This is a genomic window from Cupriavidus phytohabitans (assembly GCF_000426345.1).
Lineage (GTDB): Bacteria > Pseudomonadota > Gammaproteobacteria > Burkholderiales > Burkholderiaceae > Cupriavidus.
Genome location: NZ_AUFE01000011.1, coordinates 86,307 through 109,600, shown reverse-complemented (window position 1 = coordinate 109,600; position 23,294 = coordinate 86,307). Strand labels below are relative to the sequence as shown.

The window sequence follows — 23,294 nt, the reverse complement described above, 5'->3', positions numbered from 1 at the left end:
TTATTCGCGCTAATAATTTTGACGCCACTCGAACAGCTCGAGCTGCGCCCGATCCCGGTCGCTGGTCGCCACCCCTACCCCCAGCAACCGCACCGGTAGCCCGCGCCGGGCGTGGCCCTCTGACAGCAGGCGCGCATAGACAGCGCGGTCGGGCGCCTGGCCGCGGCATTCCACCGTGGTCTGGCGGAAGTCCGAAAAGCGCAGCTTGACCGTCAGCTTGTCGATGGTGCCGTGCGCCTGCGCGCGGGCAATGCGCGCCTCGAGCATGGCGATCAGCGGCTCCAGTTCGGCCAGGCACGCCTGCAGGTCGGGCAGGTCGTCGGCATAGGTCTCTTCCACGCTGATCGACTTGCGCTCGCGCTCGGGCGTGACCTCGCGCTCGTCCACGCCGCGGCACAGCTTGTAGAGCCGCGCCCCGAACGCGCCGAATTCGCGGTGCAGCCGGTCCGCCGACCACGGCCGCAGGTCGCCGCAGGTCTGCGCGCCCAGCCGCCGCAGCTTGGCCGCGGTGACCGTGCCGACCCCGTGGATGCGATCGACCGGCAGCGCCGCGACGAAGGCATCGACCGCCGCCGGGCGGACCACGAACAGCCCGTCGGGCTTGTTCCAGTCGCTGGCGATCTTGGCGACGAATTTGCTCGGCCCCACACCGGCGGAAACGGTCACGCCGACCTGGTCGCGCACGCGCTGGCGGATTTCCTCGGCAATGCGGGTGGCGCTGCCGGCGTGTTGCGTGCAGAGGCTGACGTCGAGGTAGGCCTCGTCCAGCGACAGCGGTTCGACCAGCTCGGTGTATTCGCGGTAGATCGCAAAGATCTGGCGCGACACCTCGCGATATTTGTCCATGGCCGGGCGCAGGATCAGCAGGTCCGGGCAGCGCTTGACCGCCTGCGCCGACGCCATGGCCGAGCGCACGCCGAACGCACGTGCTTCGTAATTGCAGGTGGCGATCACCCCGCGCCGGTCGGGCGAGCCGCCCACGGCCATCGGCCGGCCGCGCAGCGACGGGTCGTCGCGCATCTCGACCGAGGCGTAGAAGCAATCGCAGTCGCAATGGATGATCTTGCGCTGGACCGGGGGCGTGGCATCAGACGGTGCGGACATTGCCGGGCACCAGTTTTATCTATGTGATGAATGAATGCTTTGTTATTTTATAGCGATTCATTAGTCGTCTGGATGGGGGAGGCCTTTTGCCGGCTGCTCATCCACAACCCTTCCGCCGCATACAGCGCCAGCGAAATCCAGATCAGCGCGTAGCCAGCCTGCTTCTGCGCGGGAAACGGCTCATGCCACAGCCACACGCCAAGCAGCAGCTGCAGCGTCGGCCCGGTGTATTGCAGCAGGCCCAGCAGCGACAGCGGGATGCGCCGCGCGCCGGCGGCGAAGAACAGCAGTGGCACCGCCGTCACCGGCCCGGCCATCAGCAGCAGCAGTTGCGTACCAGGCGCTGCATGGGTGAAGCCATCCTGCCCCGTGGCGAACAGGTAGGCCAGCATCGCCGCGGCAAATGGAAACAGCAGCAGCGTCTCCAGCGACAGCCCTTCGAGCGCGCCCAGCGCCCCCGTCTTGCGCAACAGCCCATAGCCGCCGAAGCTGGCCGCCAGCCCCAGTGCGATCCAGGGCAACTGGCCCGCCGCTACCGTCAGCCATGCCACGCCGGCCGCGGCCACCGCGATCGACAGCCATTGCACCGGGCGCAGCCGCTCGTGCAGGAAGACCACCCCCAGCAGCACGCTGAACAGCGGATTGATGAAGTAGCCCAGGCTGGCGTCGACCACGCGGTTGGCCGACACCGCCCAGATATAGAGGAACCAGTTGGCGCACAGCAGCGCCGCGCTGGCGCCGAACGACAGCAGCAGGCGCCGGTCCCTCAACTGCCCGAGCCAGGACCACTGGCGCCGCCAGGCCAGGACCAGCCCCAGGAACACCAGCGACCACACCATCCGGTGCAGCAGGATCTCCGTCGGCGCAATGCCGGGCAGCGACTTGATATAGAGCGGGAGCAGCCCCCAGATGGCATAAGCCAGGAGCGCGTAAAGGATGCCGATTTGCATAAGGAATTCCGGTCGATGCCGGCGATTCTACCGGCGCTGCGTTAACCGCGCCGGGCAACAAAAAACCCCATGCCTGACGACAGGCATGGGGTTTGTGCCCGGCACCTGCCGGAACGTGCTTAGAGCTTGCGCGCGAAGCTGAACTGCGAGAAAGCCTGCTCGGCCACGTTGAACCAGGCGGCCTCGTTGTTGCGGAACACGCGCCAGTCGTCGTAGATCTTCTTGAACGATGGATTCTTGGCGGTCTCGTCGGCGTAGGCTTCCTGGGTCGCCTTGAAGCAGGCTTCCATGATTTCCTTGGAGAACGGACGCAGCTTGACGCCGTTTTCCAGCAGGCGCGCCAGCGCCTGCGGGTTGACCGTGTCGTACTTGGCCATCATGGTGGTATGGGCCTCGATGGTCGCCGTTTCCAGCGCGCGCTTGTACAGCGCAGGCAGCTTCTCGAACTCGCTGGCCGAGGCGTAGAACGACAGCTGCGCGCTGCCTTCCCACCAGCCCGGGTAGTAGTAATAAGGCGCCACCTTGTAGAAGCCCAGCTTCTCGTCATCGTAGGGGCCGACCCACTCGGCCGCGTCGATGGTGCCCTTTTCCAGCGCCGGGTAGATGTCGCCGCCTGCGATCTGCTGCGGCACCACGCCCAGGCGCGACAGCACCACGCCGGCGAAACCGGCGATACGGTACTTCAGGCCCTGCAGGTCGGCCACGGTCTTGATTTCCTTGCGGAACCAGCCGCCCATCTGCGCGTTGGTGTTGCCGCCCAGGAAGTTGATGACGTTGTATTCCTTGAAGAACTCGCGCATCAGCTTCATGCCGTTGCCCTGCAGCATCCAGGCGTTCTGCTGGCGCGCGGTCAGGCCGAACGGCACGGTGGTGTCGAAGCACAGTGTCGGGTTCTTGCCGAAGTAGTAGTAGCCGGCGGTGTGGCCGATCTGCACGGTGTTGTTCTGCACCGAGTCCAGCACCTGCAGGCCCGGCACGATCTCGCCCGCCGCGAAGACCTTGATGTTGAACTTGCCGTCGGTCAGTTCCTTTACGCGCGCCGACAGCAGCTCGGCGGCGCCGAAAATGGTGTCGAGCGACTTGGGGAAGCTCGAGGCCAGGCGCCATTCCACGGCCGGGTTGCTGCCGACCACGGCCGGGGCTGCCGGACCGCTGGCGGCGGCAGGCGCCGCCTTCTCTTCACCCTTGCCGCACGCGGCCAATGCCCCGGTAGCGGCCACGGCCGACGCCTTCAACAGAAAGGAACGACGTTCCATCTCTACTTCTCCTCTTATAGATTTTGGTTCGGTGCAAGCGCGCGGCTCGCTTGATGCCGGGCGCCGGACCGGGACGCACATGCCGCCGGCGATCGTGTCGATAGGCGGCCTGCGCACGCTGTGCCTGTTGCGAACGGGCACGGCGGCGTGCCCTGCATGGCCGGGACTTGCGTCGCACGGCGAGGGCTGTCTTACCCGAAAGACAAGCCAGCCGATTATAGCGGTGGCTCTTTCGGCACGGAGCATCGCGCCAATGCGGGTTTTCGCTAGTCAATTGCGACTGGGAGCGTGTGATTTTCGCATTGTGAGACGGGCAACACTGTGATGGATTTTGTAACCCGCCTTGCGGTCAAATGGACCGACTGATAAAAAACAGTCCCCGCCATCGGCGGGTTTTGTTCGTTCCGGTCGAGGGGTTTGCCCGCTGGAATCTCGTTGCCTTGTTGTCCGCCTTGCCGTTCGTCTTGCTGCCCACCTCCCGCCGGCTTATCGCCGTCCTGCCTTGCCCGAGCGCCGCCGCCGGGCCGGGGGGCTTGCCCGTGCGCCGCTTCGGCTTTACCGTGCTGGCCGCCTGGGGGCTGGCCGCGTGTGCGCAGACCGGCGGGCCGATGGCGGTATCAGCAGGCGACGGCACGCAGCCGCCGCGCATTGCGCAGCGTCCAGCAGTGCCGCCGGTGATACTGGCCGCGAATGCGGCGGCGGCCCCGGCGCAGTCGACCGCGTCTGGTGCTGCGGCCACTGCGGGCCAGGATGACCCGCTGGCGGCGCTGATTGGCGGCAATGGGGCCCCGGCGGCCAGCGTGCCCGATCCCGGTTTCGTGGGACCGCCGGAGCCGCCCGCGCCCCCGCAACCGCCGCTGGTGCTGTTCCCGCCCCGGCTGGGCGAATTCCAGCCCGAAGCGCCGGCACAGCCGGCAGCAGCCGGGACGGATGCCCCGGCGGACGGGCCGGCCGCCACCACGGCCCAGGCACCTTCCGAATCGCCTTCCGAAGCTCCACCTGTGCTGCGTTCGCAACTTCCAGCTGACGACCCTGCGGGCGACTCGGTGTGGCGCCTGGGTTACAGCGGCCGCGCCGCGGTCGAAGAGCGCCCCGCCACCATGCGGGCCTGCCCGGGCGGCGCGCTGTCGACCGGCATCGGCAGCGGCCTGTCCTGCCGCAGTGCCGGCGAAGTGAAATTCCGCGAGTCGGTGCTCGACCTCGATGGCGGTGCGCAGGTGATGCTGATTGCCCAGGCGCGTGGCACCGACGCCACCACCGTCAACGGCCGCCCCGCCGCGATCGATCCCTATGCGCTGGTGCCACAGTTCTATACCGCCGTCAGCGGCCTGGCGGTGCTGGACGGCGCCACCATGTGGGCCGGCCGGCGCGACAACGCGCCATTCCTGATGTCGTCCGGCCTGCTGCCGCCCAATTCAACGGCGATGCGCTTTGGCGTCGACAACGCCAGGGTGATCGGCGACATCGGGCTGAACTACCAGTACACCGCGCGCGCCGATCAGAACGGGCAAAACCTGCCGAGCTACCACTCGCTGCGCACCGCGCCGATCCCGACCAACGACAGGGGCTCGGTGCAGCTGGGCTTCACCCGTGTCGAAGCCCAGCCGATGCTGCAAGACACCGGCGGCGCATGGTGGGCGTCGGCGCTGCACGAGCAGAAAGGCGTGCTGTACGGGACCAATCGCCTGGGCATGCAGTTCGGCTCGGGCTCGCGCAATGCCATGACCGGCTATTCCGGCATGGGGCCGTCACTGTCGCGCATGCGCGTGGCGGAATCGATCGAATGGAAGGGCCGCTCGGGGCTGGGCGGCGCGGTGGAACAGAGCCTGCAGTTCGATCGTTCGCCGGTCGGCACGCTGCAGTGGACCACCACGCGCGTACGCCCCGCCTATGTGGCGAGCGACCAGTTCCGCCTGAACTTCGAGGTGTCGCACGACCAGATTTCGTCGGGCTTCGGCGTCAGCGGCCAGCGCACTGCCCTGACGGTGGCGCCCACGTTGACGCTGGGCAAGTCGGCCGGCAACGCCAACCTGCGCGCCTTCTATACCTACAGCCGCGCCAGCGATGTTGACGGCATCGGCTATACCGCGCCAGCGGACGCGTGGGCGTCGCAGGCCAGCGGCTCGATCTTCGGCGTGCAGCTCAATCGGCGCTGGTAGCGCCAGCCTGCCAGCTGCGCCGAGGGGAAGCGGCGGTCGTTGCGCTGTCGGCCTTGGCCGGGTTTGACGCATGCGCCGCGCTATCTTCACCGGCCGGCTTGCGGCACAGCCAGTGGAACACCAGCGTCGCCGCCAGGCCGCCCCCAAGCTGCGCCAGCACGAAGCCCGGCACATCGACGGGCCGGATCCCGGTGAAGCTATCGGTCAGCGCGCAGGCAATGGTCAGCGCCGGATTGGCGAACGACGTCGACGACGTGAACCAGTAGCCCGCCGTGATATAGCCCGCCACCACGAACGGCACCAGCTGCGGCCGGCTGCGCAGCGTGCCGATGCCCACGCCGACCAGCCCGAAGGTCGCCACGCATTCGCTCCACCACATCGACGCACCGGTACGCGCCTGGCCCGACCACGCCAGCGCCGGCTCGCCGAACATCGCATGCGCGGCCAGCACGCCGCACACGGCGCCCGCCAGCTGTACCGCCACATAGCGCAACGCATCGCGTGGCGACAGCGTACCCTGCACCAGCGCGGACAGGCTCACCACCGGGTTGAAGTGCCCACCGGACACCGGCCCCAGCGAGACCAGCAGCGCCACCAGCCCGGCGCCGGTGGCCAGCGAATTGGCCAGCAGCGCCAGCGCGGTATCGCCGCCGGCAAGGCGCTCGGCGCGGATGCCCGAGCCGATCACGATCGCCACTAGCAGCGCAGTGCCCAGTCCTTCGGCCACCATGCGCCGGCGCGCGTGCGTACTCATTGCTGCGCTCCGGTGGCAGGCAAGCGCGAGGTGGCGGCAATGGGTGTGGCAATGGGTGCGGGACCGGCGGGGAAAGTTTGCAGCGGCAAGATCGACAACGTCGCCTGAGACGACGCCTCATACGGTGGCATTCAGCGGGGGATGTCCGCGCGAAACTGGAGCGCGATGCCAGGCCCGGCGCAGACGCGACAGTGTTCCGCCGGCGCCCCGGAGCGTCAATGCGCAGCCGCTTTGTTGTGTGCTGACGCCGGGTATCGAATCGACGCCGCGGGGTGGCTCTGGTGGCCGCAGGCGTCTGCCAAAGCCGTCCGCTGATGCAGCGATTCGACGTGGCCGAGCTGAATTCGCCTCAGCGCAACAGGAACGCGATATCGTCCACGCCGATCTTCGACACCGGGATGCCCTTGCGGCGCTGGAACAGGATGTGCTGCTGCACGCGGCTGCGCTGCTCGGCAAAGACCGCCGGATCGATCGGCGTACCGATGCGCATGTAGTGCTGCACCAGCAGCTTGTAGGCGCGATGGCGCACCTGCATGGCCTCGGCCTCGGCGCGCAGCCGCCGGATTTCGGCCGGGCTGCGGTCCACCGCCTGGTGCAGTTCGTCGACGGTACGGGCGTGGAGTTCGCGATAGACATCGCGTTCCGCCTCGGCATGGTGCAAGGCGTCGCGCAACTCGCGGATCTTGCGCTGCAGTTTCAGCGTCTGCGTCACCGCCTGCTGCATCTTGCCGGCCGCGCCCAGCGCCTGGCTCGCCGCGGCCATGGTGCTCTTCCACAGGCCGCGCTCGCCGGCCGTTCCGATCAACGTATCCATCTGACCCCCGGTAGAAAGGACTTCCCTGGGCCGGGTACCGCATTGTTCTGCTGCCGAGTGCGGTTTCGCCGGCGTGCGACGCACTGCCGGGTGGCAGGACGTCAGGCAATCCTAGAGATACCTATAACGGGTGCCAAGTAGAAGATATTTACTTCTGGATTGGGATGTTGCGTGGCAGGCAAAGACATTTGGCTATGTTGCCGACGAATTGATCGACACGGCTTCCCAAAGCAAAAAGCCCGGCTGCAAGAGCCGGGCTTTTTTAATTTCTGGTGGCCTGGGACGGAATCGAACCGCCGACACAAGGATTTTCAATCCTCTGCTCTACCGACTGAGCTACCGGGCCAAAGAAGGAAAACTATAAACGTAATTTTTGATGCCGTCAAGCACCATCTGCATCACTGTCTCACTGCTCGGCCGGTTCGGGCTTGTTGCGGCCCAGTTCGACACCGAGCTGCTTGAGCTTGCGGTACAGGTGAGTGCGCTCCAGCCCGGTCTTCTCGGCCACTCGGGTCATGCTGCCGTGTTCGCGCACGAGGTGGTACTCGAAGTAGGCGCGCTCGAACAGGTCGCGCGCCTCGCGCAGTGGCATGTCGAACGAGAACTGCATCTCGGCCTCGGGCACGCGCGCGGGGCTGCCGTTGGCCGCGGTCTCGGCCACGGCTTCCGGCGCGGCGGTGGCGCCCGCGGATTCGGCCGAGGGCGCACTTGCCGGCGCGGCGGCCATGGCGGGAGCACTACGCGGACGTTCGATGCCGCGTGCCAGGCCCTGCTCTACCGCGGACAGCAGCTTCTGCAGCGCGATCGGTTTCTCCAGGAAATTCAGCGCGCCGATCTTGGTGGCCTCGACCGCGGTGTCGATGGTGGCATGGCCCGACATCATGATGACGGGCATGGTCAGCTGGCCCTGCGCGGACCATTCCTTGAGCAGGCTGACGCCATCGGTATCGGGCATCCAGATATCGAGCAGCACGAGATCGGGCGTGCCGGCCGCGCGGTATTCGCGCGCCTGCTGCGCGTTTTCCGCGAGTTCGACCACGTGGCCTTCGTCGCTGAGGATCTCCGAGAGCAGCTCCCGGATTCCCATTTCGTCATCGACTACGAGGATGGTTGCCATACTTCCCCTCTTAACCCCACCGCAGCGTTCCGGGTCCGGATCGCCAAAAGTTGACTATGCCAGTTTAACGAACAGGATCGAGATCTGTGCACCGACGACCTCCGCACCTTCCATGCGATTGCGCAGCTCGATGCGCGCGCCGTGTTCGTCAATGATCTTCTTTACCATCGCAAGCCCGAGACCCGTGCCCTTGGCTTTGGTGGTCACGTAGGGCTCGAACGCACGGCTCAGGATCCGTGGTGCAAAGCCGGGACCATTGTCTGCAATGGTGAGCTTGACGGCCTGCCGGTTTTCGCCGGCAGAATCTTTGTATTCTACAGTCTCGGTGTTCAGAGTGATATGGGGCGCCGCCCTACCTGCCGCGACGTTCTCGGCGGCCGCATCCTGCGCGTTCTGGAGCAGGTTGTGGATGACCTGCCGCAGTTGCGTAGGATCGCCCTTGATCTCGGGCAGCGCAGTGCCCAGCGCCGGATGGATCACCGGATGCTCGTGCAACGCGGGATCGTCGATGCCGTACAGATGCAGCACATCTGACACCAGGCTGTTGAGCTGCAGCGGGTGCAGCACCGCGGGCGGCGTGCGCGCATAGTCGCGGAAATCGTCGACCATGCGCTTCATCGCCGCCACCTGGCTGACGATGGTGGCAGCGCCGCGCTTGAGCACGTCGACATCGGTGCCTTCGAGCTTGGGCGAGAGCTTCATCTGCAGCCGCTCGGCCGACAGCTGGATCGGCGTCAGCGGGTTCTTGATCTCGTGAGCGAGGCGCCGGGCCACTTCGCCCCAGGCTACCGAGCGTTGAGCGGAAATCACATCGGAAATATCGTCGAAGACGATGACGTAGCCGGGTTCGTCACGCTCGCCGCCGGGCAGCCGCGCACCGCGCACCAGCAGCGTCAGCGGCTGTTCGTCCATGCCGCCGTGGCCCTGCGGCAGCTCGATCTGCTTCTGCCAATGCTCGGCGCCGCCCAGCACCTCGCTGGTGTTCTGGTCCGAGAACGCCTGGCGCACGATCTCGCCGAACGGTCCCATCCCCGGGATCTGTTCTACCGGCAGTCCCAGCACGGCGCCGAACGGCTGGCGGAAGATGCGCTCGGCGCCGGGGTTGGCGGTGATCAGCACGAAGCGCCTGTCGAATACCAGCACGCCCGCAGTCAGGTTCTGCAGCACGCTTTCGAGGTAGGCCTTTGACTGCTCCAGCGCCGCGCGGTTTTCTTCCACGGCCAGGCGCGCCTCGGCCAGCTGCCGCGTCATCTGGTTGAACTGCTGCGTCAGCATGCCAAGCTCATCGCGGCTCTTCAGTTCGCGCTTGGGCGACAGGTCGCCCTCGGCCACTTCCTTGGTCCCCTGCAGCAGCATCAGCAGCGGCCGCGCCAGCTGGCCGCCGAGCAGCAGGGCCAGCATCACCGCGATAAAGACCGCGAGGAACAGCGTCAGCGTCAGCGTGCCGATATACATCTTGCGCAGGCCGGTGCGGCCCAGCGCCTTCTCCTGGTACTCCTGGTAGGCGCGCTGGACTTCATCGGCATTGCGCGCGAGCACGGCCGGCACCGGGTGCAGCACCTGCAGGTAGCGCTCCTCGCGCACGGTTTCGCCGACCAGGCCGAAGCCGCTCGACGGCGATTCCTCGGGACGGCGTTCCACCGACAGGCCTGACCCGGCCCAGCGCGGGCGCGGTGCCGCGCGCGGCACGCTCGCGGCCATCTGTTCCTGCGCGGTGGTCGGCGCCGGGCCCAGCGGGATGATCACGCGCAGCCGGTACAGATGGCTGCTGTCGACGCGCTCGGCGCTCTGGCCGTCCGGCGTCGGATCGGTGCCGCCTTCGACCGCGGCGTAGCCGCTCGCCAGCCGCGCCTGCTCGGCTAGCACGCCCGAGGGCAGGTCTGGCACCAGCGCAGCGTAGTTGCTCGATGCGGTTGCCAGCACGCGGCCGCTGCCGGTGAAGATCGCCGCCTCCTGCACGCCGTACTGCTCGCGCAGCCGGCTCAGCTGCAGCGAGGTGGACACGCCCGACGAACCGGCCAGCTGCTCCGCCATCAGCCGCGCCTTGCCCTGCAGGTCGGCCAGCGCGCTGTCGATGGTGGAGCGGCCCAGGTTGAGGCCGGCTTCGAGCGCCGTCTCCACGCGCACGTCGAACCACGACTCGATGCTGCGCGAGACGAACTGCAGCGACACCAGGTAGATCAGCACGCCCGGCAGCACGCCCACCACGCCGAAGAACACCGCAAGCTTGGTCATCAGCCGCGTGCCGAACTTGCCGCGGCGGTAGCGCAGCCACAGCGTCACCGCGAGTGCGCCGATGATCAGCACCAGCAGCGCGCCGATCACCAGGTTCACCTTGAACAGCAGCGTGAAATAGCGATCGAAGAATTCGGTATTGGCCGACGCCCCGGCGAGCAGGCCGACCAGCACCAGTGCCAGGAAAACGATGATGCCCGCCACGACGCGATACAGCACGCGCCGGAAGCGGCTGTCCCACAGCGAAGTGTTCATGGCTGGCTTGAGGCGGACAGCGCCGGCTGCGCCAGCAGTGCGGGCGACAGCGCGGTCGACGCCGCCTGCACGAACACGGTGTTGCGCGGGTCCATTGCGGCGGCAGGTGCGCCCGGCGCGGACGCAGGCACTGCCGGCACCGCAGGTGGAGCGGGCAGCGGCGGCGAGGCCGGCGGCGGCGGCGCCGGAACCGCGGGCACCGGCACCGGCGTTGGCACCGCGTTCAAGTCAGTCGGCACGGTGTAGACAAAGCGCCGCCAGTCCGAAGCCAGGTTCCAGTCGCGTGTATTGACCGCATTGATCTGGAACGGCTTGGGCAGTTGCGACAGGTCCAGTCGCATGCGCACTTGCGCGTGATAGCTCTCGCCGGGCTTGATCGCGTTGCGCTCGAACACGCGCCAGCCGCGTACCCGCTGGATAAACTGCAGCGCGCTCTTCAGCCGCGAGAACGGCAGCTGCAAGCCGCCGGTGGAAATACGGTATTGCCGGGTCAGCGGCTGGTAGGACAAACGCACGCTGCGGCTGGTGTTGACGGGCTTGTCATCGAACCAGTACCAGCGCGGCCGCGTCAGCTCGAAGTCGACCGCGAAATAGAGCGAGATGCCCTTGTGCAGGGCGTCTTCCAGCGCAGGCGGCAGGTCGAACTCGAAGCTCGCGGCCAGTTCGAAGCCGCCATCCTGGTATTCGATGCGGGCCTCGGTGGCCTCGATCACCTGTGCATTGGCGGCAGGCGGCAGCCACAGCAGCAGCGCGAGCATCAGCACCACGCGCATGCGCGCCAGAAGGTGCGTCCGCAGTTGCGTCATTCCCGTGGCGAAATCCACGGTAACGCGGCAGTCTGACGGGCGCGGCGTGCTCAGCATCGGATCAGATCAGGCGCGTTTCTGGAAGCGGGCGTAGAAGAAGCCATCGTGATCCGATGGCAGGCTGGCGTGGCCGGGGTCCTTTTCACCTTGTTCGCCGGCCGGAGGCGTTGTCGTACGGGTGCCGGGCAGCAGTTGCCCCGGCGCCTGCAATCGTATCGCATCTGCCAGTTGTGCACCAAACCAGCGCGCCTGCTCCTCGCCTTCCGTTGGGAAAATAGAACACGTGACGTAGACCAGGATGCCGCCCGGCTTGAGCAGCGGCCACAGCTGCGACACGATGCGGCGCTGCTCGGTGACCAGCTTGGCGATATCGGTTTCACGGCGCAGCCAGCGGATATCGGGATGGCGCCGCACGATGCCCGAGGCCGAGCACGGCACGTCGGCCAGGATGCGGTCGAAGGGCTGGCCGTCCCACCAGTCGGCGGGCCGGCTGGCATCGCCCACCACGATGCGGGCCTGCTTGCCGAGGCGCGCGAGGTTCTCATTGATGCGCGTGGCGCGCTGCGGATCGCTTTCCACCGCGGTCACGTCGATGTCGGCAAGCTCCAGCAGGTGGCCGGTCTTGCCGCCGGGCGCGGCGCAGGCATCGAGCACGCGCATGCCGTCGGCCACCTCGAGCAGCGGCGCGGCCAGTTGCGCGCCGGCGTCCTGCACCGACACCAAGCCTTCGGTGAAGCCCGGCAATTGCGTCACCGGCACCGCGCGCACCAGGCGCACGGCCTGCGGGCCGACCACGGTGCCGGCCAGGCCGGCATTGGCCAGGTCGGTCTGGTATTGCTTCACGCTGACACGCGCGGTATTGACGCGCAGCGTCATCGGCGGGCGCACGTTGACGCTCGCGGCGAGATCGGTCCACTGCTCCGGGTACGCCTCGCGCAGCATGCGCAGCCACCACGGCGGCAGGTTCCAGCGCGCCTGTTCGTCGCGGCTGACCTCGGCCAGCAGCGCCTTGCGCTCGCGCAGGAAACGGCGCAGCACCGCGTTGACGAGGCCGCGCGCATGCGCGGTCTTGGGTTCCGAGGCGGCTGCGCTGACCGCCTGGTCGACCACGGTGAAGGTGCTGTAGCCGGTGCGGCCGGGCGCGCCCGATGCCGCGTCCTGGCTGTCCTTGTCCTGCCGCTGGCCCGGCGCCTGCTCGACCAGCAGCGCCAGCGCCACCGCCAGCAGCGAGTCCACCTGCGCGCCGGGCGGGCGCGTGACCAGCCTGGTCACCAGCGCGCGCGCGGTGCCGAACTGGCGCATGGTGCGGTAAGCGATGTCCTGCAGCGCGCCACGCGTGGCGGCATCGCGCACGCGGTCCAGGCGCAGCAGCGCGGCGGCGTCCTCGATCGCCTGTGGCAAGGCTGTGCCTTCGCTGACGGCGCGTACCGCGGCGGCGGCGCCAAGCATCTGGAAGGCAAGCGAATCGGGAGGCAGGCGCATATCGGTCAGGCAGCGGATGAGGCGGCAAATAAGTCGTGAATCGGTGGGCAGCCGGGCGAGGGCAAGAAAAATGCCCGCTGGTCCATGCTTAAACCAGCGGGCAGTTTACCTTGTGTGGGGGCAGCGCTCCGGAATTGCCGCCGCAGCGGCTCCCCGGACGCGCCGCCAACTTTCGCCCGGTCAGGCGGGATAGGTCCCCGTCTGCGCCATCTGCATCAGGCGCGAGATGCGTTCCTCGGTCGCCGGGTGGGTCGAGAACAGGTTGGCGATGCCGCCGCCAGAGAGCGGGTTCATGATCATCATCTGCGCGGTGGCCGGGTGTTCCTCGGCCGCCTGGAACGGGATGCCCTGCGCATAGCGGTGGATCTTGTCCAGTGCGCTGGCCAGCGCCTGCGGGTCGCCGCTGATCTCGGCGCCGCCGCGGTCGGCTTCAAACTCGCGCGCGCGCGAGATCGCCATCTGGATCAGCGAGGCCGCCAGCGGCGCCAGGATCGCCACCGCGATGCTGGCGATGGGATTGCTGCGGTTGCCGTTCTCGTCGCGGCCGCCGAAGAACATCGCCATGTTGGCCAGCGCGGAAATGGCACCGGCCATGGTCGCGGCGATGGTCGAGGTCAGGATGTCGCGATGGCGCACGTGCGCCAGCTCATGCGCCATCACGCCGCGCAGCTCGCGCTCGGACAGCACGCGCAGGATGCCGGTGGTCGCCGCCACCGCGGCGTGATCCGGGTTGCGGCCGGTAGCGAAGGCGTTCGGCGCGTCTTCATTGATCAGGTAGACGCGCGGCATCGGCAGGTTGGCGCGCTGCGCCAGCTCCTGCACCATGCCATAGAACTGCGGCGCGGTACTGGCGTCGACTTCCTGCGCGTTGTACATGCGCAGGACCATCTTGTCCGAGAACCAGTAGGAAAAGAAGTTCATGCCGAGCGCGAGCAGCAGCGCCATCATCATGCCGCTGCGTCCGCCGATCATGCCGCCGATGACGATGAACAGCGCCGTGATGGCCGCCATCAGCATGAAGGTCTTGACCCAGTTGAACATTGCGGTGATCTCCATGTAGTGGACCGCGCCGGCCGCTGCAAGACTTTGCAAAACATGCCGTCGCGATGACCGTTAGATAGGGGCCAACACCAGAAAATTCAACTGCTTGCGGAGGATGCTACCCAGTCGCCGCACCATGGCGCATGACGCACACGAAGTGTTTGCCGTGCTGGTTTGAGCTGGTTTGAACGATTATGCCTGCGCTGCCCCATTACCGGGGACCGCGCAGCGCGTGCCCGGCGGCAGCGGCATGGCCTGCAAGAACTGCTGCGCCGGCTGGCGCCGCCCGCCTGGCTTCTGCAGTTCGGTAACCTGCAGGGCGCTGCCGTCGCCGCAGGCGATGATGATGCCGCCGGCATCGGCCGCCAGCACCGTGCCAGGCGGATGCGGCAGGTTGCTGGCCGCGGCCAGCGGGAGCGCCTGCCAGCACTTGATGACGGTATCGCCGACCTGCACGGTGGCGCCGGGGAACGGGTTGAAGGCGCGCACCTGGCTGGCCAGCGCCGTGGCCGGACGGCGCAGGTCCAGCGGTGCCTCGTCCTTGGCGATCTTCTCGGCGTAGGTGACGCCGGCCTCGGGCTGCTTCGTCGCCGGCAGCGCGCGGCCCGCGGCCAGTTCCTGCAGCGCGGCGACGGTCATGCGCGCGCCCAGCGCGGCCAGCTTGTCGTGCAGCGTGCCGGTGGTGTCGTCGGCACCGATCGGCACGGCCTCGCGCGTGAGCATATCGCCGGTGTCCAGGCCTTCGTCCATCTGCATCAGCGTGATGCCGGTCTCGGCATCGCCGGCCTCGATGGCGCGGTGGATCGGCGCCGCGCCGCGCCAGCGCGGCAGCAGCGAGCCGTGAATATTGAGGCAGCCCAGGCGCGGCAGCTCCAGCACCTCGGCCGGCAGGATCAGGCCGTAGGCGGCCACCACCATTACGTCGGGGGCGAGTTCTGCCAGCGTGTCCACGGCCGCCGCGGCCTCTTCCGGATACTTGCCTTGCCGGCGCAGCGAACGCGGCTGCAGCACCGGGCCGAGCCCGTTGGCCACGGCGTACTGCTTGACCGGACTCGCCTGCAGCTGCATGCCGCGGCCCGCGGGCCGGTCCGGCTGCGTCAGCACGGCCACCACGGGAAAGCCGGCGGCGTGGATGGCTTCAAGCGCGACGCGCGCGAACTCGGGCGTGCCGGCAAAGGCGACACGCAGGGGCTTGGCTTGGGACATGGCAGGTTCCGAGGTGAATACTGGCTGAAAGCGCGGGCTGAAAGCGCAACCGGCCGCTATCGCGGCCGGTACGATTGTTCTTCGGAAGTCATAAAGATAACAGACCCCGCGCGCGTGTCGAGCGCGGGCGGCGGATTCCGCCGTGCTGTTACATCTTCGCGCGGACGCCGCGCCGGCTTACATGCGCGTGCGTTCGCGCTTCTGCAGCTTGCTCTTGATGCGGTTCAGCTTGAGCGGCGACAGGTACTCGACGAAGACCTTGCCGCGCAGGTGGTCGATCTCGTGCTGGATACATACGGCCAGCAAGTCGTCGGCGTCCAGCTCGAAGGTCTCGCCCTTCTCGTTGAGCGCGCGCACGCGCACGCGGTCGGGGCGCTCGACGCGGTCATAGATCTCGGGCACCGACAGGCAGCCCTCTTCCCATACCTTGCGCTTGTCGCTGGCCCAGACGATTTCCGGATTGATAAAGACCTGGAGCTGGTCGCGCGTTTCGGAAATGTCGATCACCACCACCTGCTCATGGACGTTCACCTGCGTCGCGGCCAGGCCAATGCCCGGTGCTTCGTACATGGTCTCGGCCATGTCCTTCACCAGCTGGCGGATGCGGTCGTCCACGGCCGCGACGGGTTTCGCGACGGTGTGCAGGCGGGGATCGGGGTAGGTCAGGATGTCGAGTTTTGCCATGATGCTAGGGCGCAACGCCCGCTCGAGCGAGCGGCCCGGCCGCGTTGCGGCGTCGGGACTTTACATGCAGAATCGGGGCGCCAGTACAAAAAATCAAGGCGCGCCGAAGCAGGCACGCTCTCCAGGGTCAATCCGGCCGAACCACCGGCCGGTTCAGGAAAATGCGCGATCTTACCAAAGAACACCAGGCGGCGTCGGGCCGCAGGCTGCACGCGTTCACCCTTGCATTGCTGAGTGCCGCCGGCATCACTGCCGCGGCAAGCCTGTCCGTCCGGGCCGCTGACCTGACGGTCACGGCGGCGCAGCAGGCCGAGGCCCAGCGCACTGCTCGCCAGGGTATCCCGATTGCCGATCTCGCCCCCAATGCGCCCTCGCAGTACACCGTGCGCAACGGCGATACGCTATGGGGCATTTCGGGCCGATACCTGCGTCAGCCATGGCGCTGGCCAGAGCTGTGGGGCATGAACCAGCAGCAGATCCGCAACCCGCACCTGATTTACCCCGGCCAGATCCTGTACCTGATCCAGCGCGACGGCCGCGCCTGGCTGTCCACCACCCCCGCCGGCAACGGCACCGTGCAGCTGTCGCCTCGCATGCGCGGTGGCGACGCGGACGGCGCCGCCATCCTCAGCATTTCCGCCAGCGATATCGAGCCGTTCCTGATCCGCCCGCTGGTGGTCGATGAAGGCACGCTCGCAACGTCGGCACGGATCGTCGCCGTGCCCGAATCGCGGGTTTACCTGGGCCGCGACGACAGCGCCTACGCGCGCGGCATTGCCGCCGATGCGCCGGCCGGCAGCGACTGGCAGGCCTATCGGCCCGTCACGCCGGTGCACGATCCGGTCACCAACGCCGTGCTGGGCTATGAGGCCGAATACGAAGGCAACGCCCGCCTGGCGCGCGGCGCGCAGGGTCCCGACGCGGTTTCCACGCTGCAGGTCACGCAGGCCCAGCAAGAGATGGGCGTGGGCACGCTGCTGATGCCGCAGCCGGCGCGCGAAGCGGTGCGCTACGTGCCGCGCGCGCCCGATGCCGAGGTCGACGGCCGCGTTGCCAAGGTCTATGGCGGCGTCGAATTCGGCGGCGCCAAGCAGGTGATTGTGCTCAACGTCGGCAGCAAGGCCGGGCTCGAGCCCGGGCAAGTACTGGCGCTGTCGCGCGCCGGAGAGACCGTGCACGACCGGACCGATCACAACCGCAGCATCCGCCTGCCGGACGAGCGCTACGGGCTCGCCTTTGTCTTCCGCGTGTTCCCCGGCGTGTCGTACGCGCTAGTGACGGATGCCTCCAACGTGATCGCGGTCGGCGACCGCGCCACCTCACCGCGCTGAACCGGCCTTGGGGATGGCGTGAAGGCATTGCCCCTGGCCGGCGTGATCCGGCAGGACACCACGCGAGAGCCCGTAGACGTGCTCGCCTGGCTGCGGCTGGCCAACGCACCCGGCGTCGGCCCGGTGGCCGCGCGGCGCCTGTTGGCGGCGTTCGGGCTGCCACAGCAGGTGCTCGCGCAGAGCGTGGCGGCGCTGTCGTCGGTGGTGCCGGCCAGGCTGGCGCGCGCCGTGCTGGCTGCCCCCGGCGCCGCGGTGTCGGCGTTGGCCGAAAGAACGCTGCGATGGCTCGACACGCCAGGCAACCATCTCGTCACGCTCGCTGATGACGCTTATCCCCGGCGCCTGTTCGACCTGGCCGATCCGCCACCGCTGCTATATATCCAGGGTGACCCCGCCATGCTGGCCCGCCCCGCAGTGGCCATCGTCGGCGCGCGCTCGGCCACGGCCCAGGGCACGCGCGACGCGCTCACGTTTGGTCGTGCCTTGTCCGAGTCGGGACTGACGGTGGTGTCGGGCCTGGCGCTGGGTATCGACGCGGCGGCCCACGCGGGCGGCCTGCGCGGCCGCGGCGGCACCGTGGCGGTGACCGGCACCGGGGCAGACCGCGTCTATCCCGCGGAGAACCTGTCATTGGCACGTGAAGTGGCGCAGCGTGGCGCCATCGTCACCGAGTTTCCCCTCGGCATGCGCGGGCTGGCGGCCAATTTCCCGCGCCGCAACCGCATCATCGCAGCGCTTGCGCGCGGCGTGCTGGTGGTCGAGGCGGCAGCGCGCTCGGGTTCGCTGATCACGGCGCGGCTGGCGGCGGAGCTCGGACGCGAGGTGTTCGCGATCCCGGGCTCGATCCATGCACCGCTGTCGCGGGGCTGCCACCTGCTGATCGGCCAGGGGGCGAAGCTGGTGGAATCGGTAGAGGACGTGCTCGACGAACTTGGCGTTCCCGCCCCGTCCCAGGCCGCCGCGGCCCCGGACCACGATGTCGCCGGCAAGGTCCGGCTTTCAGAACCGGCTGATACCCTGTTGCCGGCACTCGGCTACGATCCGGTTACGCTGGACGCGCTGTGCGAGCGCAGCGGCCAGCCTCCGGAGACAGTCGCGGCGCGCCTGCTCGAGCTGGAACTGGCCGGCGTGGCCGAACGTCTACCGGGAAACCTGTTCCGGCGCCTGGACTGAACCAGGCGTGTTGCCGCAGCAAGGGGGCATGGCCCCCGATACCGATACAATCGCCGGCGTCCGCATGCCGCGGGCGCCTCATGATTCCGATGCCATGACCGTTTATTTTCCCGAGCGTGACGCCGCAGCCATTGCCGAGTGCCTGGCCGCGCGGCCACAGGGCCGCCTGGTGGCATGCCTGTGCGCGCAGTGGTGTGGCACCTGCCGGGACTACCTGAAGGCGCTGACGGCGCTGGCGGGACGCCATCCGCAGGACTGTTTCGTCTGGATCGATATCGAGACCCATGCCGACGCGCTCGGCGATATCGACATCGAGAACTTCCCGACGCTGCTGGTACAGCCGGCGTCGGGCGGCGCGCCGCAGTTTTATGGCACGCTGCTGCCACATGTCGAGGTGCTGGAACGCATGCTGACGCGCGGTGGCGCGATGCCGGCAAGCGCCGAAGATGTGCCGCAGGTGCTGGACTGGTTACTTGCCGGGGGTCGAGACGCCGCCTAGGCGGCGCTGGCGATGACGACGGGGCTTGCTTGCACCGCCGTTGAAACCGCGCTTATTATTGGCGCCTCAAAGCCTCCCGGCGTTCTGATTACTACGTTTGCAGTGCAATAGCGGGTTGCCGGAAGCGGCTCGCAAGGACCCTTTCCCATGTCAAAAGCCCTCATCATCGCGGAAAAGCCGTCGGTCGCGGCGGATATCGCCCGTGCCCTCGGGGGGTTTACCAAGCACGACGAGTATTTCGAGAGCGACGACTACGTGCTGTCTTCGGCAGTCGGCCACCTGGTCGAGATTGCCGCCCCGGACGAATACGAGGTCAAGCGCGGCAAATGGAGTTTTGCCAACCTGCCGGTGATCCCGCCGCATTTTGACCTGCGGCCGATCGCCAAGACCGAGTCGCGCCTGAAGGTGCTGAACCGCCTGATCAAGCGCAAGGACGTGACCGGGCTGATCAACGCCTGCGACGCGGGGCGCGAGGGGGAACTGATCTTCCGCCTGATCGCGCAGCAGGCCAAGGCCAAGCAGCCGATCCGCCGCCTGTGGCTGCAGTCGATGACGCCGCAGGCAATCCGCGACGGCTTTGCCAGCCTGCGCGAGGACGAGGACATGCTGCCGCTGGCCGACGCCGCGCGCTGCCGCTCCGAGGCCGACTGGCTGGTCGGCATCAACGGCACGCGCGCCATGACCGCCTTCAACAGCAAGGGCGGCGGCTTTTTCCTGACCACCGTGGGCCGCGTGCAGACGCCGACGCTGTCGATCGTGGTCGAGCGCGAAGAGAAGATCAAGCACTTCGTCCCGCGCGACTACTGGGAAGTGCGCGCCGAGTTCATCGCTGCCGCGGGCCTGTACGAAGGCCGCTGGTTCGATCCCAAGTTCAAGAAGAGCGAATTCGATCCCGAGGCGCGCGAGTCGCGCCTGTGGAGCGAGGCCGAGGCCAAGAGCATTGTTGCCGCCTGCCGCGACAAGCCGGGCACTGTCACCGAGGAATCCAAGCCGTCGACGCAGCAATCGCCGGCACTGTTCGACCTGACCACGCTGCAGCGCGAGGCCAACTCGCGCTTCGGCTTTTCGGCCAAGAACACGCTGGGCCTGGCGCAGGCGCTGTATGAGAAGCACAAGGTCCTGACCTACCCGCGTACCGATGCGCGCGCGCTGCCTGAGGACTACATGGAAACGGTCAAGCAGACCATGACCATGCTCTCCGACAGCTCGCCCAACTACCTGCCGCACGCGAAGAAGATCCTGTCGCAGGGCTGGGTCAAGCCGAACAAGAAGATCTTCGACAACAGCAAGATCAGCGACCACTTCGCTATCATCCCGACGCTGCAGGCGCCCAAGAACCTGTCGGAGCCGGAGCAGAAGCTGTATGACCTGGTGGTGCGCCGCTTCCTGGCGGTGTTCTTCCCGGCAGCCGAGTTCCAGGTCACAACCCGCATCACGGAAGTTGCCGGCCACCACTTCAAGACCGAGGGCAAGGTGCTGGTCAACCCGGGCTGGCTGGTGATCTATGGCCGCGAGGCGCAAGGCGACAAGGACGCCGCCAACCTGGTGCCGGTGGCCAAGGACGAGAAGGTCAAGACCGACAAGGTCGAGAGCGTCGGCCTGACCACCAAGCCGCCCGCGCGCTACAACGAAGCCACGCTGCTGTCCGCCATGGAAGGCGCTGGCAAGCTGGTGGACGACGACGCGCTGCGCGAAGCCATGGCCGGCAAGGGCCTGGGTACCCCGGCCACGCGCGCGGCCATCATCGAAGGCCTGCTGACCGAGAAATACCTGGTGCGTGAAGGCCGCGAACTGATCCCGACCGCCAAGGCGTTCCAGCTGATGACGCTGTTGCGCGGCCTGGGCGTGCAGGAACTGACGCAGGCCGAACTGACCGGCGAGTGGGAGCACAAGCTCTCGCAGATCGAGCGCGGGCGCCTGAAACGCGACGAGTTCATGCTCGAGATCGCGCAGATGACGCAGCAGATCGTCAAGCGCGCCAAGGAATACGACAGCGACACCATCCCGGGCGACTACGCCACGCTGGACACGCCCTGCCCACAGTGCGGCGGGCAGGTCAAGGAAAACTACCGCCGCTTTGCCTGTACCGCGTGCGAGTTCTCGATCAGCAAGATCCCGGGCGGGCGCCAGTTCGAGATCGAAGAGGTCGAGGAGCTGCTGCTGAAGAAGGAAATCGGTCCGCTGCAGGGCTTCCGCAGCAAGATGGGCCGCCCGTTCGCCGCCATCCTCAAGCTGGGCAAGGACGACGAAGGCCATTTCAAGATGGAATTCGACTTCGGCCAGAACGACGACGAGGGCGACGGCGAGCCGGTCGACTTCAGCGGCCAGGAGCCGGTCGGCAACTGCCCCAAGTGCGGCGGCGCGGTGTTCGAGCACGGCATGAAGTACGTCTGCGAGAACAGCGTGGCCAGCCCCAGGAGCTGCGACTTCACCACCGGCAAGATCATCCTGCAGCAGGAGATCAGCCGCGAGCAGGTCGGCAAGCTGCTGAACGAGGGCCGCACCGACCTGCTGACCGGCTTCAAGTCGTCGCGCACGGGCCGCAACTTCAAGGCTTTCCTGGTGAGGCAGGCGGACGGCAAGATCGGCTTCGAGTTCGAGGCGCGCGAGCCCAAGGCTGGCGCCAAGACCGCGGCCAAGACGGCTTCGCGCGACGTGGCCAAGGCCGACGATGTGGAAGCGGCGCCGGCTCCGGCCAAGAAGACGGCGGCCAAAGCCCCGGCGGCCAAGACCGCGGCCACCAAGACGACTGCAAAGAAGGCTGCTGCTGCCAAGACCACCGCCACCAAGACCGCGGCCAAGAAGGCGCCTGCCAAGAGCGCCGCGCGGAAGACCGCGGTCGAGGCCGGCGAGTAAGTCGGTCGAAAAGCTGGCCGGCACCGCCCGCAACGACAAAGGGGGCCTGCAATGGGCCCCCTTCTGACTGGTGCTCGGTCCTGCGAGCCCCTGGGCGGTCGCTACTGGCTTACGCTATGCGCGGCATGCCGCGCCCCGACGCCCTCCGCCTTGCCCTTGACCTGCCCTTCCTCGAGCAGGAAATCGATAAAGGCGCGCACCTTGGTGGGCAGGAATTTCCGGCTCGGGTAGACCACGCTGACGTCGCGCCGCGGCAACTGGTATTGCGGCAGCACGTGGACCAGCTTGCCGGATTCGATACTTGGCCGCGCGAGGTAGGAAGACAGCATGGCGACGCCCATATTGGCCAGCGCCGCCTGGTGCGCCAGTTCGGCGTTGCTGCACAGCAGGCCCGGGCGGATCGGCACTGTCACCTCGCCCTCCGGGCCCAGCAGCGTCCACTCGTGCTCGGCATTGGGCAGCCGCATGGCGATGCAGCGGTGGTGGCTGAGCTCGTGCGCATGGCGCAGCGGTGCATGCGCGGCCACATAACCGGGCGACGCGCACAGGATCACCTCGGCCGATATCAGCGGGCGCGCCACCAGATGCGAACCCAGGCCCAGGTCTGACAGCATCACGGCCACGTCGCGCCCTTCTTCGACGATATCGACATTGCGGTCCGACAGCAGCACGTCGAACACCACTTCGGGATACTGCTGCTGGAAGCGCGCCAGCAGGGCCGGCAGCAGGTGCAGGCCGAACATCACCGGCGTCACCAGCCGCAGCGTGCCCGACAGCGACTGGCTGCGCGCGGCGACCACGCTTTCGGCCTCTTCCACGTCTTCGAGGATCTGCTGGCAGCGCTGCAGGTAGGTTTCGCCGGCGTCGGTCAGCGACAGGCTGCGGGTAGTGCGGTTCAGCAGCCGGGTGCCCAGGTGGCTTTCCAGGTCGGCAACATAGCGGGTGACCACGGCGTTGGACATTTCCAGCTGTTGCGCTGCACGCGCGAAGCTTCCCAGTTCCACCACCTTGGAAAACACACGCATCGATTGCAGGCGGTCCATGACATAGTCTCCCGTTTCTGCGCTGAATCCTTACGCGTTCAGGCTGCTTTATTGTTGGAATCAGAACTAATCATTGTGGATCCTGATATTTATTGATATGAGGGAAATGCCTAATATCTAGCCATCGGATGCCGCATTGCAGCAATCCTCTTTCGCCGAAGTGCTGGCGGAGGCATCCAAGCTATACAGAAAGCCTGAATCATGAAAAACCGCTCCGCCCTGATCGCTGTCGCCACTATCGCCGCCGCCCTGTTCGCCGCGCCGGCCTTTGCCAAGAACGGCAAGTTCGACGTGTTCACCGATGGCGCCAAGGTGGCCAAGTTCGACGTCTACACGAACGGCGCCAGGAACGGCAAGTTCGACGCCTTCACCGACGGCGCCCGGTACGAAACCGGTACCGATCGCGCGCCGCTGTAAGCGACCCGTCCCTCCGGGGCCGCTACCGCAACAAGGCTTCTGCAAGCGCGATCCGGGGCCGCTCCTCCCAGAGCGGCCCCTTCTGTTTTGCCTGGTCTCCAGCCAGCTTGGG

General features: G+C 67.3%; 19 protein-coding genes and 1 tRNA gene. 6 read left to right on the top strand and 14 right to left on the bottom strand.

Annotated features, from left to right (window positions below):
- Positions 1-9: 9 nt before the first annotated feature.
- The 3 genes from dinB to K309_RS0111125 all read right to left on the bottom strand — a co-directional run bounded on the left by dinB (position 10) and on the right by K309_RS0111125 (position 3,310).
- The gene (gene dinB, locus K309_RS0111135) at positions 10-1,104 is read right to left on the bottom strand and encodes a DNA polymerase IV (RefSeq protein WP_029046484.1); all 1,095 of its coding nucleotides are present in this window, start codon (positions 1,102-1,104) and stop codon (positions 10-12) included.
- 47 nt (positions 1,105-1,151) lie between these two features.
- The gene (rarD, locus tag K309_RS0111130; protein WP_029046483.1) at positions 1,152-2,054 is read right to left on the bottom strand and encodes an EamA family transporter RarD; all 903 of its coding nucleotides are present in this window, start codon (positions 2,052-2,054) and stop codon (positions 1,152-1,154) included.
- A gap of 119 nt (positions 2,055-2,173) precedes the next feature.
- Entirely contained in the window at positions 2,174-3,310 is a 1,137-nt protein-coding gene (locus tag K309_RS0111125) for a TRAP transporter substrate-binding protein (protein ID WP_029046482.1), read from the bottom strand.
- A 353-nt stretch (positions 3,311-3,663) separates the two neighbouring features.
- Between K309_RS0111125 and K309_RS0111120 the strand changes: the two genes are divergently transcribed.
- The gene (locus K309_RS0111120) at positions 3,664-5,469 is read left to right on the top strand and encodes a carbohydrate porin (RefSeq protein WP_084402396.1); all 1,806 of its coding nucleotides are present in this window, start codon (positions 3,664-3,666) and stop codon (positions 5,467-5,469) included.
- Here the strand turns inward: K309_RS0111120 and K309_RS0111115 are convergent.
- The 10 genes from K309_RS0111115 to def all read right to left on the bottom strand — a co-directional run bounded on the left by K309_RS0111115 (position 5,453) and on the right by def (position 15,863).
- A complete protein-coding gene (locus K309_RS0111115; RefSeq protein ID WP_029046480.1) occupies positions 5,453-6,223 on the bottom strand; it encodes an aquaporin in 771 nt (256 codons plus the stop codon). The two genes, K309_RS0111120 and K309_RS0111115, sit on opposite strands and share 17 nt — an antisense overlap.
- 349 nt (positions 6,224-6,572) lie before the next feature.
- Positions 6,573-7,037: a hypothetical protein gene (locus K309_RS0111110; protein WP_029046479.1), complete on the bottom strand. Its 465-nt coding sequence runs from the start codon at positions 7,035-7,037 to the stop codon at positions 6,573-6,575.
- Between the two features lie 270 nt (positions 7,038-7,307).
- Positions 7,308-7,383: transfer RNA gene (locus K309_RS0111105), tRNA-Phe, on the bottom strand.
- A gap of 60 nt (positions 7,384-7,443) precedes the next feature.
- Positions 7,444-8,154: a response regulator gene (locus K309_RS0111100; protein ID WP_029046478.1), complete on the bottom strand. Its 711-nt coding sequence runs from the start codon at positions 8,152-8,154 to the stop codon at positions 7,444-7,446.
- A gap of 54 nt (positions 8,155-8,208) precedes the next feature.
- The gene (locus tag K309_RS0111095; RefSeq protein WP_029046477.1) at positions 8,209-10,644 is read right to left on the bottom strand and encodes a sensor histidine kinase; all 2,436 of its coding nucleotides are present in this window, start codon (positions 10,642-10,644) and stop codon (positions 8,209-8,211) included.
- Positions 10,641-11,507 (bottom strand): DUF4390 domain-containing protein, encoded by an 867-nt coding sequence (locus K309_RS0111090; RefSeq protein WP_029046476.1) that lies wholly within the window; start codon positions 11,505-11,507, stop codon positions 10,641-10,643. The genes K309_RS0111095 and K309_RS0111090 overlap by 4 nt, the downstream gene beginning before the upstream one ends.
- A gap of 9 nt (positions 11,508-11,516) precedes the next feature.
- The gene (rsmB, locus tag K309_RS0111085; protein WP_029046475.1) at positions 11,517-12,932 is read right to left on the bottom strand and encodes a 16S rRNA (cytosine(967)-C(5))-methyltransferase RsmB; all 1,416 of its coding nucleotides are present in this window, start codon (positions 12,930-12,932) and stop codon (positions 11,517-11,519) included.
- 180 nt (positions 12,933-13,112) lie between these two features.
- Positions 13,113-13,973 carry a zinc metalloprotease HtpX gene (gene htpX / locus K309_RS0111080; RefSeq protein WP_029046474.1) on the bottom strand — a complete coding sequence of 287 codons (861 nt, stop codon included), beginning with the start codon at positions 13,971-13,973 and terminating at the stop codon, positions 13,113-13,115.
- A gap of 192 nt (positions 13,974-14,165) precedes the next feature.
- The gene (fmt, locus tag K309_RS0111075; protein ID WP_029046473.1) at positions 14,166-15,179 is read right to left on the bottom strand and encodes a methionyl-tRNA formyltransferase; all 1,014 of its coding nucleotides are present in this window, start codon (positions 15,177-15,179) and stop codon (positions 14,166-14,168) included.
- Between the two features lie 177 nt (positions 15,180-15,356).
- Complete coding sequence (gene def, locus K309_RS0111070) at positions 15,357-15,863, bottom strand: peptide deformylase (protein WP_029046472.1); 507 nt, start codon at positions 15,861-15,863, stop codon at positions 15,357-15,359.
- 161 nt (positions 15,864-16,024) lie between these two features.
- Between def and K309_RS0111065 the strand changes: the two genes are divergently transcribed.
- The 4 genes from K309_RS0111065 (at position 16,025) to K309_RS0111050 (ending at position 21,722) form a co-directional block, all read left to right on the top strand.
- Complete coding sequence (locus K309_RS0111065; RefSeq protein WP_029046471.1) at positions 16,025-17,194, top strand: LysM peptidoglycan-binding domain-containing protein; 1,170 nt, start codon at positions 16,025-16,027, stop codon at positions 17,192-17,194.
- Between the two features lie 18 nt (positions 17,195-17,212).
- On the top strand, positions 17,213-18,367 hold the full coding sequence (gene dprA, locus K309_RS0111060; protein ID WP_051320416.1) for a DNA-processing protein DprA: 1,155 nt from the start codon (positions 17,213-17,215) through the stop codon (positions 18,365-18,367).
- 94 nt (positions 18,368-18,461) lie between these two features.
- Entirely contained in the window at positions 18,462-18,866 is a 405-nt protein-coding gene (locus tag K309_RS0111055) for a thioredoxin family protein (protein WP_029046469.1), read from the top strand.
- Positions 18,867-19,013: 147 nt separating this feature from the next.
- A complete protein-coding gene (locus tag K309_RS0111050) occupies positions 19,014-21,722 on the top strand; it encodes a DNA topoisomerase III (RefSeq protein WP_029046468.1) in 2,709 nt (902 codons plus the stop codon).
- Positions 21,723-21,823: 101 nt separating this feature from the next.
- Here K309_RS0111050 and K309_RS0111045 read toward each other — a convergent pair whose 3' ends face one another.
- Positions 21,824-22,765, bottom strand: coding sequence for a LysR family transcriptional regulator (locus tag K309_RS0111045; protein WP_029046467.1), 942 nt, complete (start codon positions 22,763-22,765; stop codon positions 21,824-21,826).
- A 201-nt stretch (positions 22,766-22,966) separates the two neighbouring features.
- Between K309_RS0111045 and K309_RS0111040 the strand changes: the two genes are divergently transcribed.
- Positions 22,967-23,182 (top strand): hypothetical protein, encoded by a 216-nt coding sequence (locus tag K309_RS0111040; protein WP_029046466.1) that lies wholly within the window; start codon positions 22,967-22,969, stop codon positions 23,180-23,182.
- Positions 23,183-23,294 lie beyond the last annotated feature (112 nt).